General features: G+C 68.7%; 14 protein-coding genes. 5 read left to right on the top strand and 9 right to left on the bottom strand.

Translation table 11 applies throughout. From position 1 onward, the window contains the following. Positions 1-83 precede the first annotated feature (83 nt). On the top strand, positions 84-821 hold the full coding sequence (locus tag ON38_RS32075) for a cysteine hydrolase family protein (RefSeq protein ID WP_083873272.1): 738 nt from the start codon (positions 84-86) through the stop codon (positions 819-821). On the opposite strand, the gene ON38_RS32080 is transcribed toward ON38_RS32075, so the two are convergent. The 8 genes from ON38_RS32080 to ON38_RS32115 form a co-directional block, all read right to left on the bottom strand. Further along, positions 754-2961 (bottom strand): ATP-binding protein, encoded by a 2208-nt coding sequence (locus ON38_RS32080; RefSeq protein WP_157182031.1) that lies wholly within the window; start codon positions 2959-2961, stop codon positions 754-756. The genes ON38_RS32075 and ON38_RS32080 overlap by 68 nt on opposite strands. A 292-nt stretch (positions 2962-3253) precedes the next feature. Further along, on the bottom strand, positions 3254-4219 hold the full coding sequence (locus ON38_RS32085) for an NAD(P)H-dependent flavin oxidoreductase (RefSeq protein ID WP_039828942.1): 966 nt from the start codon (positions 4217-4219) through the stop codon (positions 3254-3256). Then, positions 4216-5826 (bottom strand): AMP-binding protein, encoded by a 1611-nt coding sequence (locus tag ON38_RS32090; protein ID WP_039828943.1) that lies wholly within the window; start codon positions 5824-5826, stop codon positions 4216-4218. Before ON38_RS32090 ends, ON38_RS32085 begins: the two co-directional genes overlap by 4 nt. Beyond that, the gene (locus ON38_RS32095) at positions 5823-6581 is read right to left on the bottom strand and encodes an enoyl-CoA hydratase/isomerase family protein (protein ID WP_039829030.1); all 759 of its coding nucleotides are present in this window, start codon (positions 6579-6581) and stop codon (positions 5823-5825) included. The genes ON38_RS32090 and ON38_RS32095 overlap by 4 nt, the downstream gene beginning before the upstream one ends. Before the next feature lie 8 nt (positions 6582-6589). Beyond that, the gene (locus tag ON38_RS32100) at positions 6590-7780 is read right to left on the bottom strand and encodes a CaiB/BaiF CoA transferase family protein (RefSeq protein ID WP_039828944.1); all 1191 of its coding nucleotides are present in this window, start codon (positions 7778-7780) and stop codon (positions 6590-6592) included. Further along, the gene (locus ON38_RS32105) at positions 7777-8529 is read right to left on the bottom strand and encodes an enoyl-CoA hydratase/isomerase family protein (RefSeq protein WP_218000879.1); all 753 of its coding nucleotides are present in this window, start codon (positions 8527-8529) and stop codon (positions 7777-7779) included. The genes ON38_RS32100 and ON38_RS32105 overlap by 4 nt, the downstream gene beginning before the upstream one ends. Before the next feature lie 25 nt (positions 8530-8554). Continuing rightward, positions 8555-9487, bottom strand: coding sequence for a hydroxymethylglutaryl-CoA lyase (locus ON38_RS32110; protein ID WP_039828945.1), 933 nt, complete (start codon positions 9485-9487; stop codon positions 8555-8557). A 57-nt stretch (positions 9488-9544) separates the two neighbouring features. Further along, positions 9545-10030 carry a MarR family winged helix-turn-helix transcriptional regulator gene (locus ON38_RS32115; protein WP_039828946.1) on the bottom strand — a complete coding sequence of 162 codons (486 nt, stop codon included), beginning with the start codon at positions 10028-10030 and terminating at the stop codon, positions 9545-9547. Between the two features lie 117 nt (positions 10031-10147). On the opposite strand from ON38_RS32115, the gene ON38_RS32120 reads away from it, so the two are divergent. The 4 genes from ON38_RS32120 (at position 10148) to ON38_RS32135 (ending at position 16208) form a co-directional block, all read left to right on the top strand. Then, the gene (locus ON38_RS32120) at positions 10148-11491 is read left to right on the top strand and encodes an MFS transporter (protein ID WP_039828947.1); all 1344 of its coding nucleotides are present in this window, start codon (positions 10148-10150) and stop codon (positions 11489-11491) included. Between the two features lie 141 nt (positions 11492-11632). Beyond that, complete coding sequence (locus ON38_RS32125) at positions 11633-14089, top strand: molybdopterin oxidoreductase family protein (RefSeq protein ID WP_039829033.1); 2457 nt, start codon at positions 11633-11635, stop codon at positions 14087-14089. Continuing rightward, positions 14086-14568: a hypothetical protein gene (locus ON38_RS32130; RefSeq protein WP_039828948.1), complete on the top strand. Its 483-nt coding sequence runs from the start codon at positions 14086-14088 to the stop codon at positions 14566-14568. The genes ON38_RS32125 and ON38_RS32130 overlap by 4 nt, the downstream gene beginning before the upstream one ends. Before the next feature lie 236 nt (positions 14569-14804). Continuing rightward, entirely contained in the window at positions 14805-16208 is a 1404-nt protein-coding gene (locus ON38_RS32135) for a lipase family protein (RefSeq protein WP_039828949.1), read from the top strand. A gap of 103 nt (positions 16209-16311) precedes the next feature. Here ON38_RS32135 and ON38_RS32140 read toward each other — a convergent pair whose 3' ends face one another. After that, positions 16312-17664 carry a lipase family protein gene (locus tag ON38_RS32140; protein WP_245564474.1) on the bottom strand — a complete coding sequence of 451 codons (1353 nt, stop codon included), beginning with the start codon at positions 17662-17664 and terminating at the stop codon, positions 16312-16314. Positions 17665-17858: the final 194 nt, after the last annotated feature.

Consider the following 17858-nt stretch of genomic DNA (forward strand, 5'->3'; position numbering starts at 1 on the left):
CGGCAGCAGGTAGCGGAACGAACAGTTCCGGTCCTGGGGCTGTCGTGGCCCTACCGGCAATCGATTCTCAGGGGAGGCAGCCCATGGGAACGAGCGACGCACCCGATGGCACCGAGGTCGGCCGGAGCGAAGAGGCGACAGCCGCCGCAACCGGCTACCTCGGTGGTGAAACCGCACTCTTGATCATCGATCCGTACAACGATTTTCTTTCCGAGGGCGGCAAACTCTGGCCGTCGGCCGAGGAAGTCGCCGAAGGTATCGGGTTGCTCGACCATATGCGCGCCGTACTCGCCGCGGCACGGGACCATGGCCTCCGGGTTTTCATCGTCCCGCACCACCGGACGGCCCCCGGCGACTACCGCACCTGGGACCACCTGTCTCCCACGCAGCGCCGCATTGTGGAACGACAGACATTCGCGCTGGACAGCTGGGGCGGACAGTGGCACCCGGACTTCGAGCCCCGCGAGGACGAACTGGTGATGAGACAGCACTGGTCGGCGAGCGGCTTCGCCAATACCGATCTCGACATGATGCTCACCCAGCACGGGATCCGGCAGATCGTCCTCATCGGTATGAAGGCCAACACATGCGTGGATACCACGGCTCGGTTCGGTCAGGAACTCGGTTATCACGTCACCCTCATCCGTGACGCGATCGGCGCGTTCGACTGGGACGAGATGACCGCGACGTTCGAGATCAATGCGCCGCAATACGCGCACGCCATCCTGACGACAGAGGAGTTCCTCGCCGCGGTCAACGACCGGGCCCCGGCCGCCCGGCCTGCTCGGCAACCCATGCGGCGATCTGGGCGCGGGAGGTGAATCCTAGCTTCGTCAAGATGTGTTCGACATGTCCCTGGGCCGTACGTTGTGAAATGACCAGCCGGGCAGCGATCGCCTTGTTGGTCAGGCCCTCGGCGACGAGCCGAGCTACTTCGCGCTCGCGGCCGGTCAACCCGGACGGGGGGCCGGGGCCGGAAGTTTCCGGTTGCTCGTCGAGCGCGCAGGAAGCGGCGGCGTCCAGGTCCATGAGACTTCCCTCCCGGAATGCGGCCTCGAAAGCCCGGCTCCCCAATGCGCGCCGAGCCGCCGTCTCGCAGTCCTCGTGATCTGTGACCAGCTTCGGTAGCAGCGCCGTCGAGCTGCTACCTATGGTCTGGGCGAGCGCCCTCGCCGCGCCCATGAATACCGCAGCCCTCCGTGCGTTGCCCCCGGCGCAGACGATCCATGCCAGCGTCTCCAGAACCGTCGCGGCCATGAGAGGGTCCTGGAGGCGGCTCGTCAGCCGCACGGCTTGCCGCAACAGCCGCATCGGACGGTCTCGGTCCCCCTGATGCCATGCGGAAACCGCCGTGGCCCACAAGGCCGTGGCGCGGTATACCTCGTCGTGATGCAACTCGATCAGTTCGAGGGCCCGCTCATGACAGCGGAGGGCCGCCGCGCTGTCGCCTTCCAATTCGTGCGCCAGTCCCAGTGAGAGAAGGGCCAGGATCTGGCCGAGGACGTCTCGCTGCGCTTCGAACCGCTCGAGAGCAGCCACCAGCGCGGTGTATGCGAGTTGCGGCTCGCCGCTGAAACATGCGCGGGTACCTCGGGTGAGGTACGTGTAGGCGTGCACCAGCGGCTCCTGGGTCTGCTCGGCGAGGGTGTCCGCCTCGCGAGCCAGCGCGGCCGCGGCACCGATGTCGCCCTGGAGTTCGGCCGCCGCGCTCGCGATGTGCAATGCCTTGGCGCGTTCGACCGTCACCTCGGCGGCGCCGGCGCCGAGCGCGCGCCCGAGCCAGTATCGCGCCTCGTCCACCTGACCGCGCGCCACCCAGAACATGCGCAGCGCCGCCGCGATCGACAACGCGACCGCGGGCTCGCCCCCGCCGAAGCAGAACTCCAATGCCTCGCGCAGATTGGGTTGTTCGCGGTCCAGGCGGGCGATCCGGTCGAGCTGGGTGGGACCGATCCAGTTGGACTCGGCGTTCTCGGCCAGCTGCCGATACCAGTCCCGGTGCCGACGCCGGATATCGATGTGCTCGCCACTTTTCTCGAGTTTCTCACGACCGTAGTCGCGGAGAGTCTCGAGCAGTCGGAAACGCACTACAGAATGAGTTTCCTCGCGCAGGAGAACGGATTTGTCGACCAGTCCCGTGAGCACGTCGAGGGGGTTCTCTCCCGCGGACTGACACCGGCACACCGTTTCGGCGGCGTCCAATTCGAAGCTGCCCGCGAACACCGAGGCGCGAGCCCAGACCACTTGTTCGGCCGGGCTGCACAAGGAGTAACTCCAGTCGATGCACCACCGCACAGTTCGATGACGGCTGGGAGCGCTCCGACTGCGGCTGGTCAGCAGCGCGAAGCGATCCGCCAGGCGCTGCGAGATATCTCTCGGCGAGAGCACCTTCAGCCGCGCGGCCGCCAACTCGATCAGCAGCGGTAATCCGTCCAGGCGGCGGCAGATGTCGGCGATTGTGGCGACATTGTCTTCGGTGAGCGCGAACTCGGGTACCACGGCCGTCGCTCTTTCGACGAACAGCCTGATCGCGTCATAGCGCGGAGCCGCCAACAAGGAAAGAGGGGGTCCCGCTTCGGGAACGGACAGCGAAGATACTCGGAGCACCGCTTCGCCGGCGATATGGAGCGCTTCCCGGCCGGTGACGAGAATCCGCAGCTCCGGACAGGACCGAATGAGGTGTCCGGCGACTCTCGCTGTGTCGTCCACGATATGTTCGCAATTGTCGAGCACCAGCAGCAACTGTCGCGACGCCAGATGCTCGGCCAGTGCTTCCAGCACCGGTCGACCGCCGGATTGTAGGCCCTCTGCCGCGGCGATCAGCACCGGCAGCAGCTCACCGTCGCACAATTCACCGAGCTCGACCAGACACGCACCGTCGGCGAAATCCCGCTGTACGGCGGTCGCCACCCGTAATGCCAGTCGGGTCTTCCCCACCCCGCCGGTTCCGGTGATCGTCACCAGCCGGTTATTCTTGAGCAGACCTTTGACCTCGGTCAGTTCTGTTCGACGACCGACGAAACTCGTCGTCTCGAACGGGAGTGATCTTTTTCCGCCGATCGAGCATCTGAACATTACCGGCCGACCCCGAGTTCCGAACGAGTCGAATTCGTCCATGCGCAGGTCCTGCCGGCGGATTCATTCGCGTGATCGCCGAGTTCGGGCGAGCACACGTCGGTACAGGCGACGGTCCTTTCAGGGTACCGCGACCTCTCGGAGACCACCCAGAGGTAACCGACGCGACCGATCCGGATCAGGCGTCCAGTACCGGCGGTAGGCCCGCCCGCACCGCTCGGTACTCGTGGATGATCCGGGCCACGATTTCGGCCGCGGGCAGGACTTCATCGACGAGCCCGGCCGACTGCCCCGCCTCGACCTTGCCCTCGGCGATATCGCCGTCCAACGCGGCGTCCTTGAGCGTCGACTTCTGGAAGAACTTGCGCCGCAACGTTATTTCGGCGCCGGTCGCTTCCAGTTCGAGCATGCGCGCGGTGAAGTCGTTGTCCAGGGCGCGGATGACGCCGAGGCCGTACCCGACCGTGCGGGTGGCGTCCACGCCCGCGGCGAGCACCGCTCGCTTGTACGCGTCGTGCACCGTCGCCTCCGCGCTGGCGAGGAACCGCGTGCCGAACTGGGCCGCCCCGGCGCCGAGAGCGAGCATCGCGGCGAGTCCGGCGCCGTCGGCGACCCCGCCGGACGCGATCAGCGCAACGTCCGGGATCGCGCGAGCCACCGCGCGCACCAGAACCTGCGTGGTGACCATCGCGGGCGGCGGATGCCCTCCGGCCTCCGCGCCGACGACCACCAGTGCGTCGACACCGGCATCAGCGGCCTTCCGGGCGTGTTCGACTCCGGCGACGACATGCAGGCAGCGGGTGCCCACCCGGTGGAAACGTTCGAGGTACCGCCGCGGCCCGCCCTGCGACGCGATGAGCACCGGAGGGCGGCGGTCGAGCAGCAGGTCGATCACCTCGTCCACGCGGGCGCGGTACAGGGGAAGGTTCACCGCCCACGTCCGGTCGGTCCCCGCGGCCATCTCGTCCAGGGTGCGTGCGAGGTCGGGTAGCCGCATGGGTCCCGCCGCCACGACGCCGAGGCCGCCGGCCCGGCTGACCGCGAGCGGCAGTGCCGAACAGGAGGAGGCCCAGGACATGCCGGCCTGCACCACGGGGAGATCGATCCCGAGCAGCGCGGTCACCGGAGTCGCGATGCGGGTCACGCGTCCACTCCGCTCTGCTCCAGCAGCGCGCGGGCATGGGCGGCGAGCCGGTTCTTCTGCACCTTGGAACTCGCGGTCATCCCGATATCCTCGAAGCCGTCGACGATGCGCAGGTGCCGCGGCACCTTGAAGCCGGCCATTCGTTCGCGCGCCCAGTCGAGCAGTTCGGCCTCGGTGACGCCCTGCCCGGCAAGGACGACGAAGGCGAAAGGCACCTCGACCAGCCGCCCGTCCGGAACGCCGACGACTGCCGCCTGCCGGACCAGCGGGTGCCGGTGCAGAGTGTCCTCGATATCGGCAGGCGCGACGTTCTCGCCGCCGACGCGGATGATGTCCTTGGTCCGGCCAACGAAGTGGAACCGTCCGGTCGCGTCGAGCGCGCCGATATCGCCGGTGACCAGCCAGCCGTCGGCGTCGATCGTCTCGGCGGTTCTCACCGGGTCGTCCAGATAGCCCACCATCACGTTCCAGCCGCGGACCAGGACCGAGCCCTGCTCTTCGGGAACGCAGTCGCGGGTGTCGTCGAACGCGCGGATCCGGACCTCGACCCCGGGCTCGACGGCCATCGCGCCGGACGCGCGGATCTCCTCGGGCTCCCACCAGGCCGACTGGGCGACATTCGGGGAGGCTTCGGAGAGCCCGTAGCCCGCGACGCACTCACGGGCGCCGAGTTCGTCGATGACCCGGCGGACCACGGTGGGAGAGGCGGCCACCCAGGCGCCGCGCAGATACAGTCGGCGGCGGGCGCGGTCGGGGTGGTTGAGCAGCAGCAGCGCGATGGTGTCGTTGCCGGAGAAGTGCGTGCAGCGTTCGATTTCCAGCAGCCGCAGGGCCTCGCCGGGCTCGAATCTCGGCATCGTCACCAGGGTCGTGGCGTGCTGAACCGACGCCAGTACGGACAACGTACTCCCGGCGACATGGAAGAACGGCCGGGCCGAGTGAAACCGGTCGCCCGCGCGCAGACCCATGCGCAGACCGGAGAAGAACGCGTCGGCGCACATACTGCGGTGGGTGAGCAGCACACCCTTCGGCCGTGCGGTGGTGCCGGAGGTGTACTGGACGAGCAGGACATCGTCAGGGACGGCGGCGGGTACCGGGGTGCGGCCGGCGCCGGCGTCGAGGAAGTCTGCCCAGGCCGTGGCGTAGACGGGTACGTCGTCGCCGAGAACGACGACATGTTCCAGGTCGGGCAGGCTCTCGGTACCGTCCGCGCCGAAACCGAGTTCGGCGAGCAGGGCGACGAAGTCGACGTTCAGTACGCGGTCGGCGACGAACAGTGTGGTGACTCGGGCGTGGGCCAGCGTGTAGTGCACTTCGCCGGCGGTGAACCGGGTGTTGACCGGCACCGCGATCGCACCGGCCGAGCCGACGGCCAGGAACAGCGCCACCCAATCCGGACCGTTGCCGACGCAGATCCCGACACGATCGCCGCGGCGGATTCCGACGGCCGCGAGCCCGCCCCGTACGCGTTCGACCCGCGCTGCGAGGTCGCCGTAGGTGATCCGGTCGGTCGCCGTGACGACGGCCTCGACGTCGGGAGCGAGCAGCGCCGCACGGGCCAGGGCTTCGTGCGTGGTGAGTGGACAGGCGGTACGCAGCGGGGTCACTTCTCTTCTCCGTTCCCCGCGGCGAAGCGGGCGATGCCGTCGCGCCAGCCGCCGTCGGCGAGACACTGTTCGATGGCAGCCAGCTCGATGCGGATACCGCGATCGAGGTCGGTCTCCGCCCCCAGGTCGACCGCGCGCTTGGTCAGCGCGATGGCCAGTGGCGGAGCTTTCGCGATGGTACGGGCCGTTTCCTCGCCGGTGTCGGCGAGCCGGCCGAGCGGGACCACGCGGGTGACGAGGCCGAGGTCGGCCGCCTCGGCGGCGTCGAGCGCGCGGTTGGTGAACAACAGTTCCTTCGCCCGGCGTTTGCCGATCGCCCGTTGCAGGCGCTGGGTCGCGCCGACCGTGCCCCACTGTGGTTCGGGAAAACGGAAAACGGTGCCTTCGGCGGCGATGGCGAAGTCCGCGGCCAGGGTGATCTCGCCACCCGAGCCGACGACCGCGCCCTGAACCAGGGCGACCACCGGCACTCGACACTGCTCGATCGCGGCGTAGGCGGCGAATGCGGCGAGCCGGCGCCGCCGCACCCACCCGGCGTCCATCCCGGTGCGTTCCCTGAGGTCGGCGCCCGCGCAGAACACCGGCCCCCGCGCACTCACCAGCACGACCCGGACGTCCTCGTCGGCGTCGACCTCCTCGAATGCCTCGCGCAGCTGCCGGCACATCGGCAGGTCGAGGGCATTGCGGGCTTCGGGCCGCACGAGTTCGACCCGCGCGATCCCGTCGGCCACATCGAGCCGCACACGCTGTGACACATCCACGGTCAGATCACCCCCGCGGCCCGCAGGGCCTCGATCTCGGCGGCGGTGAGCCCGGCCCGGCCCGCCAGTACGTCTTCGGTATCGGCACCGAGCAGCGGCGGAACGCCCGGATCGAGCGGCTTTCCGGTGGTTTCCCGCAAGGGCGTCCGCAGCGCCGGAAACGGACCTTCGACCGGGTGGGTGAACTCGCCGACAACACCGCGGGCAACGGCGTGCGGGTCGGCCAGGGCCTCCCGCACCGAACGGACCGCGCCGACCGGTACGTCGGCCGCACGCAGCTCTTTCACCAGCACGTCACGGTCGTATCGGGCGATCGCGCTCCGCATAGCCTTCATCACCCGCGCGCGGTGTTCGACGCGACCGGAGTTGTCGCGCAGCGCCGGATCCGCGGCCAGGTCGTCGAGCCCCAGAACCTCGCACAGCGGCGCCCAGTGCTGGTCGCTCCCGCTGATGTGCAGCCATTCACCGTCGCCCGCCTGGAACGCCGCCGAGGGTACCCGGCCGGGATGCTGGGTTCCGGTGCGTACGGGGTCCTCGTCGAGTGCGAAGAGCCGGGCGGCGTTCAGCGCGTGCAGGCTGAGCTGGACGTCCATCATGGATACGTCGAAGTGACGGCCCCGGCCGGTCGCCGCGCGCCCGGCCAGCCCACTGAGCGCGGCGATCACCACCCATAGCCCGGAGGTCATATCCGCCACGGGGATTCCGGTCTTCGACGGCGGTCCGGCCGGCTCCCCGGTCATCGCCATCACTCCCGACAGCGCCTGGAAGACGGTGTCGTATCCCTTACGCGTGCAGTCCGGGCCGGATTGGCCGAAGCCGGTCGCGGATACGTAGATCAGCCCGGGGTTGCCCGCCGAAAGATCGGCGTAGCCGAGGCCGAGCTTGTCCAAAGCGCCCGGCAGGAAGTTCTCGACGACGATATCGGCACCCGCGGCCAACCGGCGCGCCACGTCCTGGCCGCGTGAGTCTTTGAGATCGAGCGTTACCGACCGCTTGCCCCGGTTGAACGCGAAGAAGTAAGCACTCTCCCCCCGCGGCAGGCGGGGTTCGAAGCCGCGGGTCTCGTCGCCGGCCCGGGGCCGTTCCACTTTGATCACGGTGGCGCCGAGTTCGGCGAGGACCTGAGTCGCCAGTGGACCGGCCAGGACCCGGGAGAAGTCGAGCACGGTAGTCCCGGCGAGTGGGCCGGTCATCCGCGGAACCCCCGCATCAGCGCATTGACATCCCGGCCGGCACGCATCGCGGCATCTGTCGGTAGATCGGCCACCCGGTAGAGCAGGTCCTTCGCCGCGGCGATCGCTCGCGGTTCCAGCGCGGCCCAGCGTTCGGCGATCCCCAACGCGGTAGCCGCTACCTCGCCGGGCTCGACGACGCGGTTCACCAGCCCGTGTTCGGCCGCTTCGGCCGCAGAGAGCAGCCGGCCCGTGCTCACCAGCTCGAACGCGAGCTTTCGCCCGAGATGCTGCACGAGCCCGGTCATCACCAGCGCGGGAACAATCGAATGCTTCAGCTCCGGATAGCCGAACCGCAGGTCCGTCCCGGCGACGACCATATCCGCGCCGATCGCCAGTCCGGCGCCGCCACCGACCGCGGCGCCACGTACGGCGGAGATCACCGGCACGCCGAGCTGTCGCGCCTGAACCTGCAGCCGGGCGGTCAGCGCCGCGCGCTCCAGGACGACCTCGGGCCGGTCCGGCGTCAGGCCGGGAAACTCGTCGAGATCGGCACCGGCGCAGAAGCCGCGGCCGGCGCCGGTGAGCACCACTGCCCGGATGTCGCGGTTGGCGTCGGCAGCCGCGAGGGCATCGCTCAGCGCGCGGGTCAGCGCTGTGTTCAGCGCGTTGAGCTTGTCGGGCCGGTTCAGCGTGAGCACGCGGACGGGGCCGTGGTCCTCGGTGAGCAGCACCGCGGTGGTGCGGTCGGTGTCGGGAATGACGGTCACGGTATCTCCTGGATCGGGGCCGATATCAGACAAGAGCGGCGGAGCGGGCGAACCCGGCGCGAGCGACCATGCTGTGCAGGGTCCGGCCGAGCGCCGCCTCGCACGCGGCCGACGCAGCGGCCAGCCGATCGAGATCGAGACCGGTGTCGACGCCCATCGCGTCGAACAGGTCGGCCAAGTCCTCGGTGCAGACGTTGCCGGTGCGGCCGGCACCGTAGCGGACGCCGGCCGGATGACCGCCGACGCCGCCGAACGCGGTGTCGAAGTTGCGGCACCCGGCGTCCAGCGCCGCGACGGCATTGGCGATGCCGGTGCCGCGCGTGTTGTGGAAGTGGGCGACCACCGGAAAACCGGGATGGGCGCGTTCGAGCCGGGTGAACAGCGCGCGGACGGATCGGGGGGTCGCGACGCCGGTGGTGTCGCCCAGGGTCACCAGGCCCGCGCCCAGGTCGACGAACCGGGCCACATCCTCGGCGACCCGGCCCGGGTCGATCACACCCTCGAACGGGCAGCCGAACGCGACCGAGACGACCCCCACCAGCCGGAACCGGCCGCGGGCGAGTCGCGTCATCTCGGCGACGCGCTCCCACTGCCCGGCCCGAGTGGTCCGGAGGTTGCGCGCGGTGTGGCTCTCACTGGCCGAAACCAGCAGGCTGAGCTCCTCGGCACCGTGGCCGGCCGCGAGGTCGTCGAGGGCGCGCCGTACCGCGCGGGGATTCGGACAGGTCGCCTTGTACGCGACGCCCGACCGGCGGGTGATTCCGGCGAGAACCCGCGAGGCGTCCGAGAAGCCCGGCACCCGATCGGGATGGCTGTAGCTGGTCGCCTCGATCCGCCGGAACCCGGCGGCTGTGAACGAATCCAGCAGTGCGACCTTTGTCGCGGTCGGCAGGAACTCCGGCTCGTGCTGCAGTCCGTCGCGAGCGAAGCACTCGCAGATCGTTACCGCGTCCGGCATCGGCCACCTCCTTGTCGGTGGCTCCAGAATTACGCCTTAGTGTTGATAAAGTCAACACTAAGGGGCGGCTGCGTGGTCGCGCTCACGCTCCTCGACGGCCAGCGCGAGGTCGGCCAGCTTGTCCAGCGCGGTGGCCAGAGCCGCGGCCTCCTCATCCGACAGCACCGCGCGGAATTCCGCATCCCGCTCGTTCGCCGCGGCGATCAGACCGCGATAGACGCGAGTACCCTCGCTGGTCAGAGCGAGCTGCGAGGTGCGGCCCGAGCCGGCCGTCCGATCCACGAGCCCACGCTCGGCCAACCGGGCCACCGAGCGGCTCATCTGCGCTTTATCCAGTCCAGCGCGGCGCGCGAGCCGATTGAGCGTCAAGGTCGGATCGGCAGCGATCAGCGCGAGCGCCCGCCATTCACCCAGACTGACATCGAAATCGCGCCGATAGCGCAGCGCGGCGCTACGCGACATCGCCGACGAGGTGCGGGCAAGTCGATAGGAGAGCAGTTCAGAGATGGGCACGATTTCCCGGCCGTCCGCACGTTCCGCCATAGCCGGTCATCGTAGTCGCCGCCAATCGACTGTTGACAAACACAACACCCACGTAGACACTTTGCCTGCCGCCGGGGCACGCAACACAGCCCCGCATGACAAAGGAGTCGAGTAGTCGTGGCCGAATCATCCGCCGTCACTGGACGGCCCGAAATACCGGTGGAAGACGTCGACCGGGCGTCGACGTATCGGACCATCGCCCTGCGAGTCATGCCGCTGCTCGTGATCTGTTACGTCGTCAGCTACATCGACCGCACCAATATCGGCATCGCGCAGCAGGGTCTGCATCGCGATCTGGGGTTCGGCTCGGCCGTCTACGGGCTCGGCATCACCGTGTTCTTCGTCGGGTTCATCCTCTTCGAAGTCCCCAGCAACGCCTTGCTGGCACGCATCGGCGCCCGCAAAACTCTCGTCCGGATCATGGCCACCTGGGGTGTGGTGACGATCGCGACCATGTTCGTCCGGGACGAGACCACGTTCTATATCGCGCGCTTCCTGCTCGGAGTCGCGGAGGCCGGGTTCTTCCCCGGAGCGCTCTACCTGCTGTCGCGCTGGTTCCCGTCCGGACGCCGGACCCGGATGACCGCCGTGTTCTTCATCGGCGTCCCGGTTTCCGGGGTGCTCGGGTCGATCATCTCCGGCTGGATCATGCATACCCTCGGCGGAACCGCGGGCTTGGCGGACTGGCAGTGGCTGTTCCTGATCGAAGGCATCCCGCCGATCCTGCTCGCCCTGCTGGCGCTGGTCGTGCTGGTCGACGAACCCGAGCAGGCGAAGTGGCTCACCCCGGCACAGAAGGCGGCCGTGCGCGCGGACCTCGAAGCGGACCGGCTCGGCAAGGCCGCGGCGCCGACTCACGAAGGCGGCCTGTTCCTGGCGCTGCGTGACCCGAAGGTCTGGATCCTCGGCCTGTGCGCCTGCGGCGCCTACACGCTGGCCAATGCGGTGTCGTTCTGGACGCCGCGGATCATCGCCGAGGCCGGTGTCGGCGATGTGATGAACCTGGGACTGTTCTCGGCGATCCCGCCGCTGCTCGGCATCGTCGTGATGCAGATCGTCGGCCGCCACTCCGATCGGACGCTGGAGCGGCGCCGGCACGCGGCGACGAGCTGGGTCGTCGCCGCCGTGGCCATGCTGGCGCTGTCGTTCTCCAGCGACAACGTCGTGCTGGTGATCATCCTGCTCGCGGTGATGGCGGCCGCGCACTATTCCGGCCTGACGGTGTTCTACTCGATCCCGTCGATCTATTTGAGCGATCGCGCGGCGGCCACGGGTATCGCGATGGTCACGTCGATGGGTTCGTTCGCGGCCGCGGCGTCGCCGTCCCTGCTCGGCTTCATCAAATCTGCGACCGGCAGCCTTTCGCTGGGGTTGGTCATCAGCGCGGGAATCGTGCTGATCGCGGTAGCCGTCCTGCTGGTAGGGGTGAAATCGGGCGACCTGAAGGAGAAGCACCACTGAGCCGGTGCCGCTCACACCATGAGGGCTTCAGGAAGCCGTCGTCTGCCCCCGATGAAGCCATCGGGGGCAGACGGCGCCGGGTGGTTTCATCCCGATCCGGCCGGTTTGTCCGGCGCAGACGGCGGGTAGACGCCGGGCATGGTGGCCAAGGATCGCATCGCCGAGCCATGGGGAACCCGGACCCCGTACAGTCCGGGCCAACAGTGGCCGGCGCGGGTGGATATGCACCTGGGTGAGGGCCTCGGCGCGGAGGACGTCGAGAAGTGGGTGCAGACGGCCTCGATTCTGCACTCCAATGGCGACGCCCTCGATATCGCGGTCAAGAACGGCCGCATGGTCGGGGTACGGGGCCGGGCCGTGGACCGGGTGAACCGGGGCCGGCTGGGGCCCAAGGACCTGTTCGGCTGGCAGGCCAATTCCTCCCCGGAACGCCTCACCCGGCCCCTGATCCGGGAGAACGGCGAACTGGTGGCCACCGATTGGGACACCGCCATGGCCCGCATCGTCGAGCACAGCAAACATCTGCTGGCCGAACACGGGCCGAGCGCCATCGGTTTCTACACCAGCGGTCAATTGTTCCTGGAGGAGTACTACACCCTCGGGGTGATCGCGCACGGCGCCATCGGCACCAACCACGTCGACGGCAACACCCGGCTGTGCACGGCGACAGCGGCCGAAGCACTGAAGGAGTCGTTCGCCTGCGACGGACAGCCCGGTTCCTACACCGATATAGACCATGCCGATGTGATCGCGCTGTTCGGCCACAATATGGCCGAAACCCAGCCCATGCTGTGGGCCCGGGTACTCGATCGCCTGGCCGGCGAGGATCCGCCGGCGGTCGTCTGCGTCGATCCCCGCGCGACCGCGGTCGCCGAGCACGCCACCGTACATCTGGCGCCGCTGCCGGGCACCAATGTCGCGTTGATGAACAGCCTCCTGCACGAGGTCATCGGCAACGACTGGATCGATCACGACTACCTCGAGCGGCACACCGTGGGCTTCGACGAATTGCGTGACCGGGTCGCCGGATACCCGCCCGGGAAAGCCGCCGAGATCTGCGGTGTACCCGCCGACGAGATCCGGCGCGCCGCCCGGATATTGGGCACTGCCGACGCCTTGCTGTCGACGGTGCTGCAGGGCTTCTACCAATCACATCAGGCCACCGCGGCGGCCGTGCAGGTCAACAATCTGCACCTGATCCGCGGAATGCTGGGCGAGCCCGGGCGCGGCGTACTGCAGATGAACGGCCAGCCCACCGCGCAGAACACCCGCGAGTGCGGTGCCGACGGTGACCTCGCCGGGTTCCGGAACTGGAACAACGACGCCCATATCGCCGAGCTGGCGCGGCTGTGGAATATCGATATCGACCGGATCCCGCACTATGCGCCGCCCACCCACGCCATGCAGATGCTGCGCTACGCCGAACAGGGATCGCTGCGCATGTTGTGGATCAGCGCCACCAACCCGGCGGTCTCCATGCCCGAACTCGGCCGGATCCGCTCGATCCTTGCCCAGCGACGCCTGTTCGTCGTCGTCCAGGACATCTTCCACACCGAGACCACCGCGCTCGCCGATGTCGTACTCCCAGCGGCCACCTGGGGTGAGAAGACGGGTACTTTCACCAATGCCGACCGCACGGTGCACCTGTCCGACAAGGCGATCGATCCGCCGGGTGAGGCGAGAGCCGATCTCGACATCTTCCTCGACTACGCGCGCCGGATGGATTTCCGCGACCGCGACGGCGAACCCCTGCCCCCGTGGCACGACCCGGAGTCCGCGTTCGAGGCGTGGAAGAAGTGCAGCGCCGGACGCCCGTGCGATTACACCGGAATGAGCTACGACAAGCTACGCGGGGGCAGCGGTATCCAATGGCCCTGCAATAGCGAACATCCCGACGGGGCCGAACGCCTCTACACCGGCGGCGAGTTCTCGGCCGCACCGGACTATTGCGAAGCCTACGGAAAGGACCTGATCACCGGGGCGCCCGTCGAACCCACCGAGTACCGGGCCATGAACCCCTCCGGCAAAGCGATCATCAGAGCGGCCGGGTACCTCCCGCCGCATGAGGCCCCGTGCCCCGACCACCCGTTCGTCCTCACCACCGGCCGCACCCTCTACCACTTCCACACCCGGACCAAAACCGCCCGGGCACCTCAGCTCCAAACGGCCGCTCCGCAGGTATGGGTGGAGATCTCCCCCGGCGACGCCCGCGCCGCGGGGGTCACCGAGGGAGACCTGCTGGAGATAGTCACCGCGCGGGGCGCCCTGCGCGCCAAGGCCCGCGTCTGCGGCATCCGGCCCGGGGTGCTGTTCGTACCCTTCCACTACGGCTACTGGGACGCCACCACCGCGGCGCGTACCGAACACGACCGCGCCGCCAACGAACTCACGGTCACCGACTGGGATCCGGCGTCCAAACAACCGATCTTCAAAACCGCGGCCGCCCGCGTCACCGTGCTCGCCACGGGCACACCCGGACCGGCGCCGGCCCCCACCACCACGGCGTCCCGTCCCCTAGGCGCCTCGCTGCCGCCGACGGTCGGCGGCCGGACGGCCCTGGCCACCGAAACCCTCGATACCGTGGGAGAGCAACCGTGAAACTCGACCTCGCGATCCGGGAACTGCACCGCGCCGAACGCAAACTCGCCCGCGAACTCACCGCCGTGGCCGCCCGCCACAAAGCCGACCACGAGGTCTACCACGTCGCGCGCGATATCGCCGGATGGTCCACCGACCACGTCCACCGGCTCGCCCGGGCCGGCCACCGCTACGGACTGGGCCTCGACAGCAACCCTCGCACCGCACCGCGCACCGCGCCCGTGCAAGAACGCCTCAGCACCCTGCTGGGCCGCCGCGGCGGCGAACCGGCACTGCTGCTGCTCATCGACCTCCGGCATCTGCACCGGATCGCCGCCGGCGTCTCACTCGACTGGGAGCTGCTCGCCCAAGGAGCACAGGCGACCGGAGACACCGGGCTTCTCGAACTCGCCGCACGCTGCCACCCCGAGACCCTCCGCCAGATGCGCTGGGCCAACTCGATGCTCAAAAACCTCGCCCCACAGATACTCGCGAGCTGAGCCGGCGCGTGCCTGCGGGTGAACCTGCCGTGCCACGGCCCACCGCGGGGACACATCGGGGCCGGCGGTTCATCTCGAATCAGTAGCCGGCCGTCTCGATTGTGTGACACATCACAGTATTCGGCGCCGGGTCTCGTAACCTGAGTTCCTGGTCCTGGTACGACAGGGACGTTCCGGAGAACACAAGCCCGCACCGGGTGCCAGATGTATCGACATCGCACCCAGGGGCGTGTGCCATGAGACGTTTACGTGCCGGAGTTTTCGCGGTCCTGGTGATCGTGCCGTTGCTCACCGGGCAGGCGTCCGCCCAGCCGCCCGGCTTCCCGTTCGCGCAGCCGGTCTCACCGTCGCCCGTGAGCGGGAGTGCGGCGATCCTGCCCGGTCTCCAGCAATGGATCGACCGGGTGATTCCGCCGCCGCCGATCCCGCCGGCACCCCGGCCGGCGCCGCCGGAGGAGACGAACGATATGGTCCCGGGCCTCGCGGCGCTGCGTGCGGCGGTGCTACCCACGCCGGTCGGCGACCCGATCTTCGATCTGTGGCCGGCGAACCTCGCCGACTTCGCCCCCGGCACGGTGCTCGAGGTACGCGATATCACCGCCTCGGCCGCCCCGCTGATCGTGGTGCCCATCCGGCAGGCGCTGCTGTTCAAATACCGGACCACCGACGCGCACGGTCGCCCGTCCTTCGCCACGGCGACACTGGTGATTCCGGCGACCGGCTCACCGGTGCCCGGCGCGCGGCCGGTGCTGGTCAACAACCTGCCGATCGACGCGCTCGGGCGGCGGTGCACGCCGGGTCACACTCTGGCACACGGCCTCTCCTTCGAAAGCGCGCTCACCGACTTCGTACCGCCCACCACACACCTGGCCGCGCTGCGCGGATACGCCGTGCTCATTCCGGATCACGAGGGCCCGCTCATGGCCTACGCCGAGCCCTACGTCGCGGGCCACGCGGTACTCGACGCGGTGCGCGCGGTACGGGGGTGGCGGGCGGACGAATTCGGCGCGAGCAGGTTCGCCATGACCGGCTACTCCGGCGGCGCGATCGCCACCCACGGCGCGGTGAAACTGATCGGGAGCTATGCGCCCGAACTCGCTCCCGCACTGGTCGGTGCCGCGCTCGGCGGGGTGCCCGCCGACTTCGAGATCCTGGCCCGCAGCATGAACGGCAATCTGGCCTCGGGCGTGTTCATGGCGGCGGTCTTCGGTATCGCCCGCGAGCGGCCCGAGATCCTGACCCGGATGAACCACCTCGCCCAGTGGGTGGCGACCTCGCCCATGAAAGACCAGTGTGTCAGCGTTTTCGCGCTGCCCGGTGCGCTGCTGCTGCCCATCGATATCGCCGCGAACATCCCCGACCCGCTGCGCTCGGCACTGGCCCGCGATATCTACGAGGTGACCCGGATGGCCGGGGCCGCCTCGGCGACGCCGCTCTACATCTACAACGGCGAACAGGAGTTCTGGATCCCGGCCGAGGGCGCCCGCAACCTCTTCCGCGAGCAGTGCGCGCTCGGTGTCACCGCGGTCTACCGCGGTGTGCTCGGCGAACACATCATCGCGGCGGGCCTCGGCTATCCCGAGGCCGTCCTCTGGCTGGACGAGCGCCTACGCGGTGTCCCCGCAGCGAGCGAGTGCTGACGACACGCCGTCGCTTTCCGAACGCCTCCACCGGAATCCGGCCGGGCCCGCGACCCGGACCACCGCGCGGCACCGCCGCGCACCCGGCCGCGGAACTACCCGTTCAGCATTCACTCGGCGCGGGTTCGCCGCGCAGCCGTGCGTCGATCCAACCGCTGAGTTCCGGGTAACCGCTGACATAGCCGAGAAGGTGCTCGCCGCCCACGACGCGGAACACGCCGGGAACCCCGCGGCCGCACTGCTGCTGGTACATGCGCTGGGCGTCGTCGAGCGGAATCCACGGATCGTGCAGGCCGTGGTAGATGAACAGCGGCACGGCGGAGGTCCGTCCGGTCAGGTCCAACTGCTCGAACATCTTCGCGGCGAACGGAGTGTCGAGCGCGTTCGCGGTATTCGCGGCGACATCGATGGGAATACCGACCACGCCGAGCGGCCCGGAGGCGTCACCGCAGATATCGCGCAGCGGTGAGGTCGCCACCCACTGCCCGAGATTGTTCATGTAGCGCAGGATCTCGGGGTGTTCGCGCGAGACCGCCAGCGCCACGGTCAACAGGATCCCCGAGGAGATATTGCCGTTGAACTGGTGGGCGACACTGGAATTGTCGGTGACCAGGCCGCCCGCCGCGGCACCGATCAACACGTCCCGCAGGTCGGGCGCGTATTCGTCGAGCAGCATGGCCGCCGCGTAGGAAGCGATCGCGCCACCGGAATAGCCGATGGCCACATATCGACTGTCCGCGAATTCGCCGGGCGCATGGGCACGGACCGCGCGGATGGCGTCCAGCATCACATGCGCGGCGGTATTGGGTTCGGCGTAGGCCATCAGCGGACCCTCGTGATCCGGCATGAGGACCGCGTGTCCCTTGCTCAACGCCAACCAGACCGACGGCAGGAACACCGGGAGATCGGTGTTCGGGCGGTCCAGCAGGTCGTGTGAGAACTGGAATCCGGGGGTGCAGTGCGAGCCGAGCGAATTGATCGGCATCGCGTTCACCTCCACCGGCCGGGGCCCGGGTCCGGTCCACCCGGCCGCCGGGACGATCAGTGTCGCCGTGCCGAAGGACGGATTGCCCGAGGCGGACGTGGACCGGAACTTCAGCAGGGTCGCCCGCGCGATGGGCGTCGCCATGCGCGCGGCGGTCGTGGCCGTGACATCGCGACTCTCGATGATCCCACCGGGTGAGTAGTCCGCGAGGTCGGCCGGCCAGGTGTCGAAGATCGGGTCCCCGGTCCCGGACGGCAATACGCCACGCCACAGCGACAATTCGGATTCGTCACCCGAGAATTGCGGCGGCGCCGGAACCGTGCCGTCGATCCACTGCTGCAAAGGAGACGGATCGGAGACCTCGGGCCCCGCCGGGCCGTCCGGTGGTTGCGCGTACGCCGGAGCCGGGGGCCCGCCCAACCACGCACAACTCACGAGCACAGTCACCAGGATTGCCAAACGCGGCTTCACGAACCTCACCCTCGAATCACACTGTTTCCATCAGTATCGACAGCCGATTCTGCCGGTCCGTCATCGATCGATGAAATTGATGACACTCACAGCAAGATCATCTGTCCTCCGGTGTTCTTCACAATGCCGGACCCGGCCCCCGAACCGGCCGTTACTCCGATATCAGCTCGCACGACACGCCCCCCCCCGGAATA

Origin of the sequence: Nocardia testacea NBRC 100365, assembly GCF_000308775.1 — a bacterium.
Lineage (GTDB): Bacteria > Actinomycetota > Actinomycetes > Mycobacteriales > Mycobacteriaceae > Nocardia > Nocardia testacea.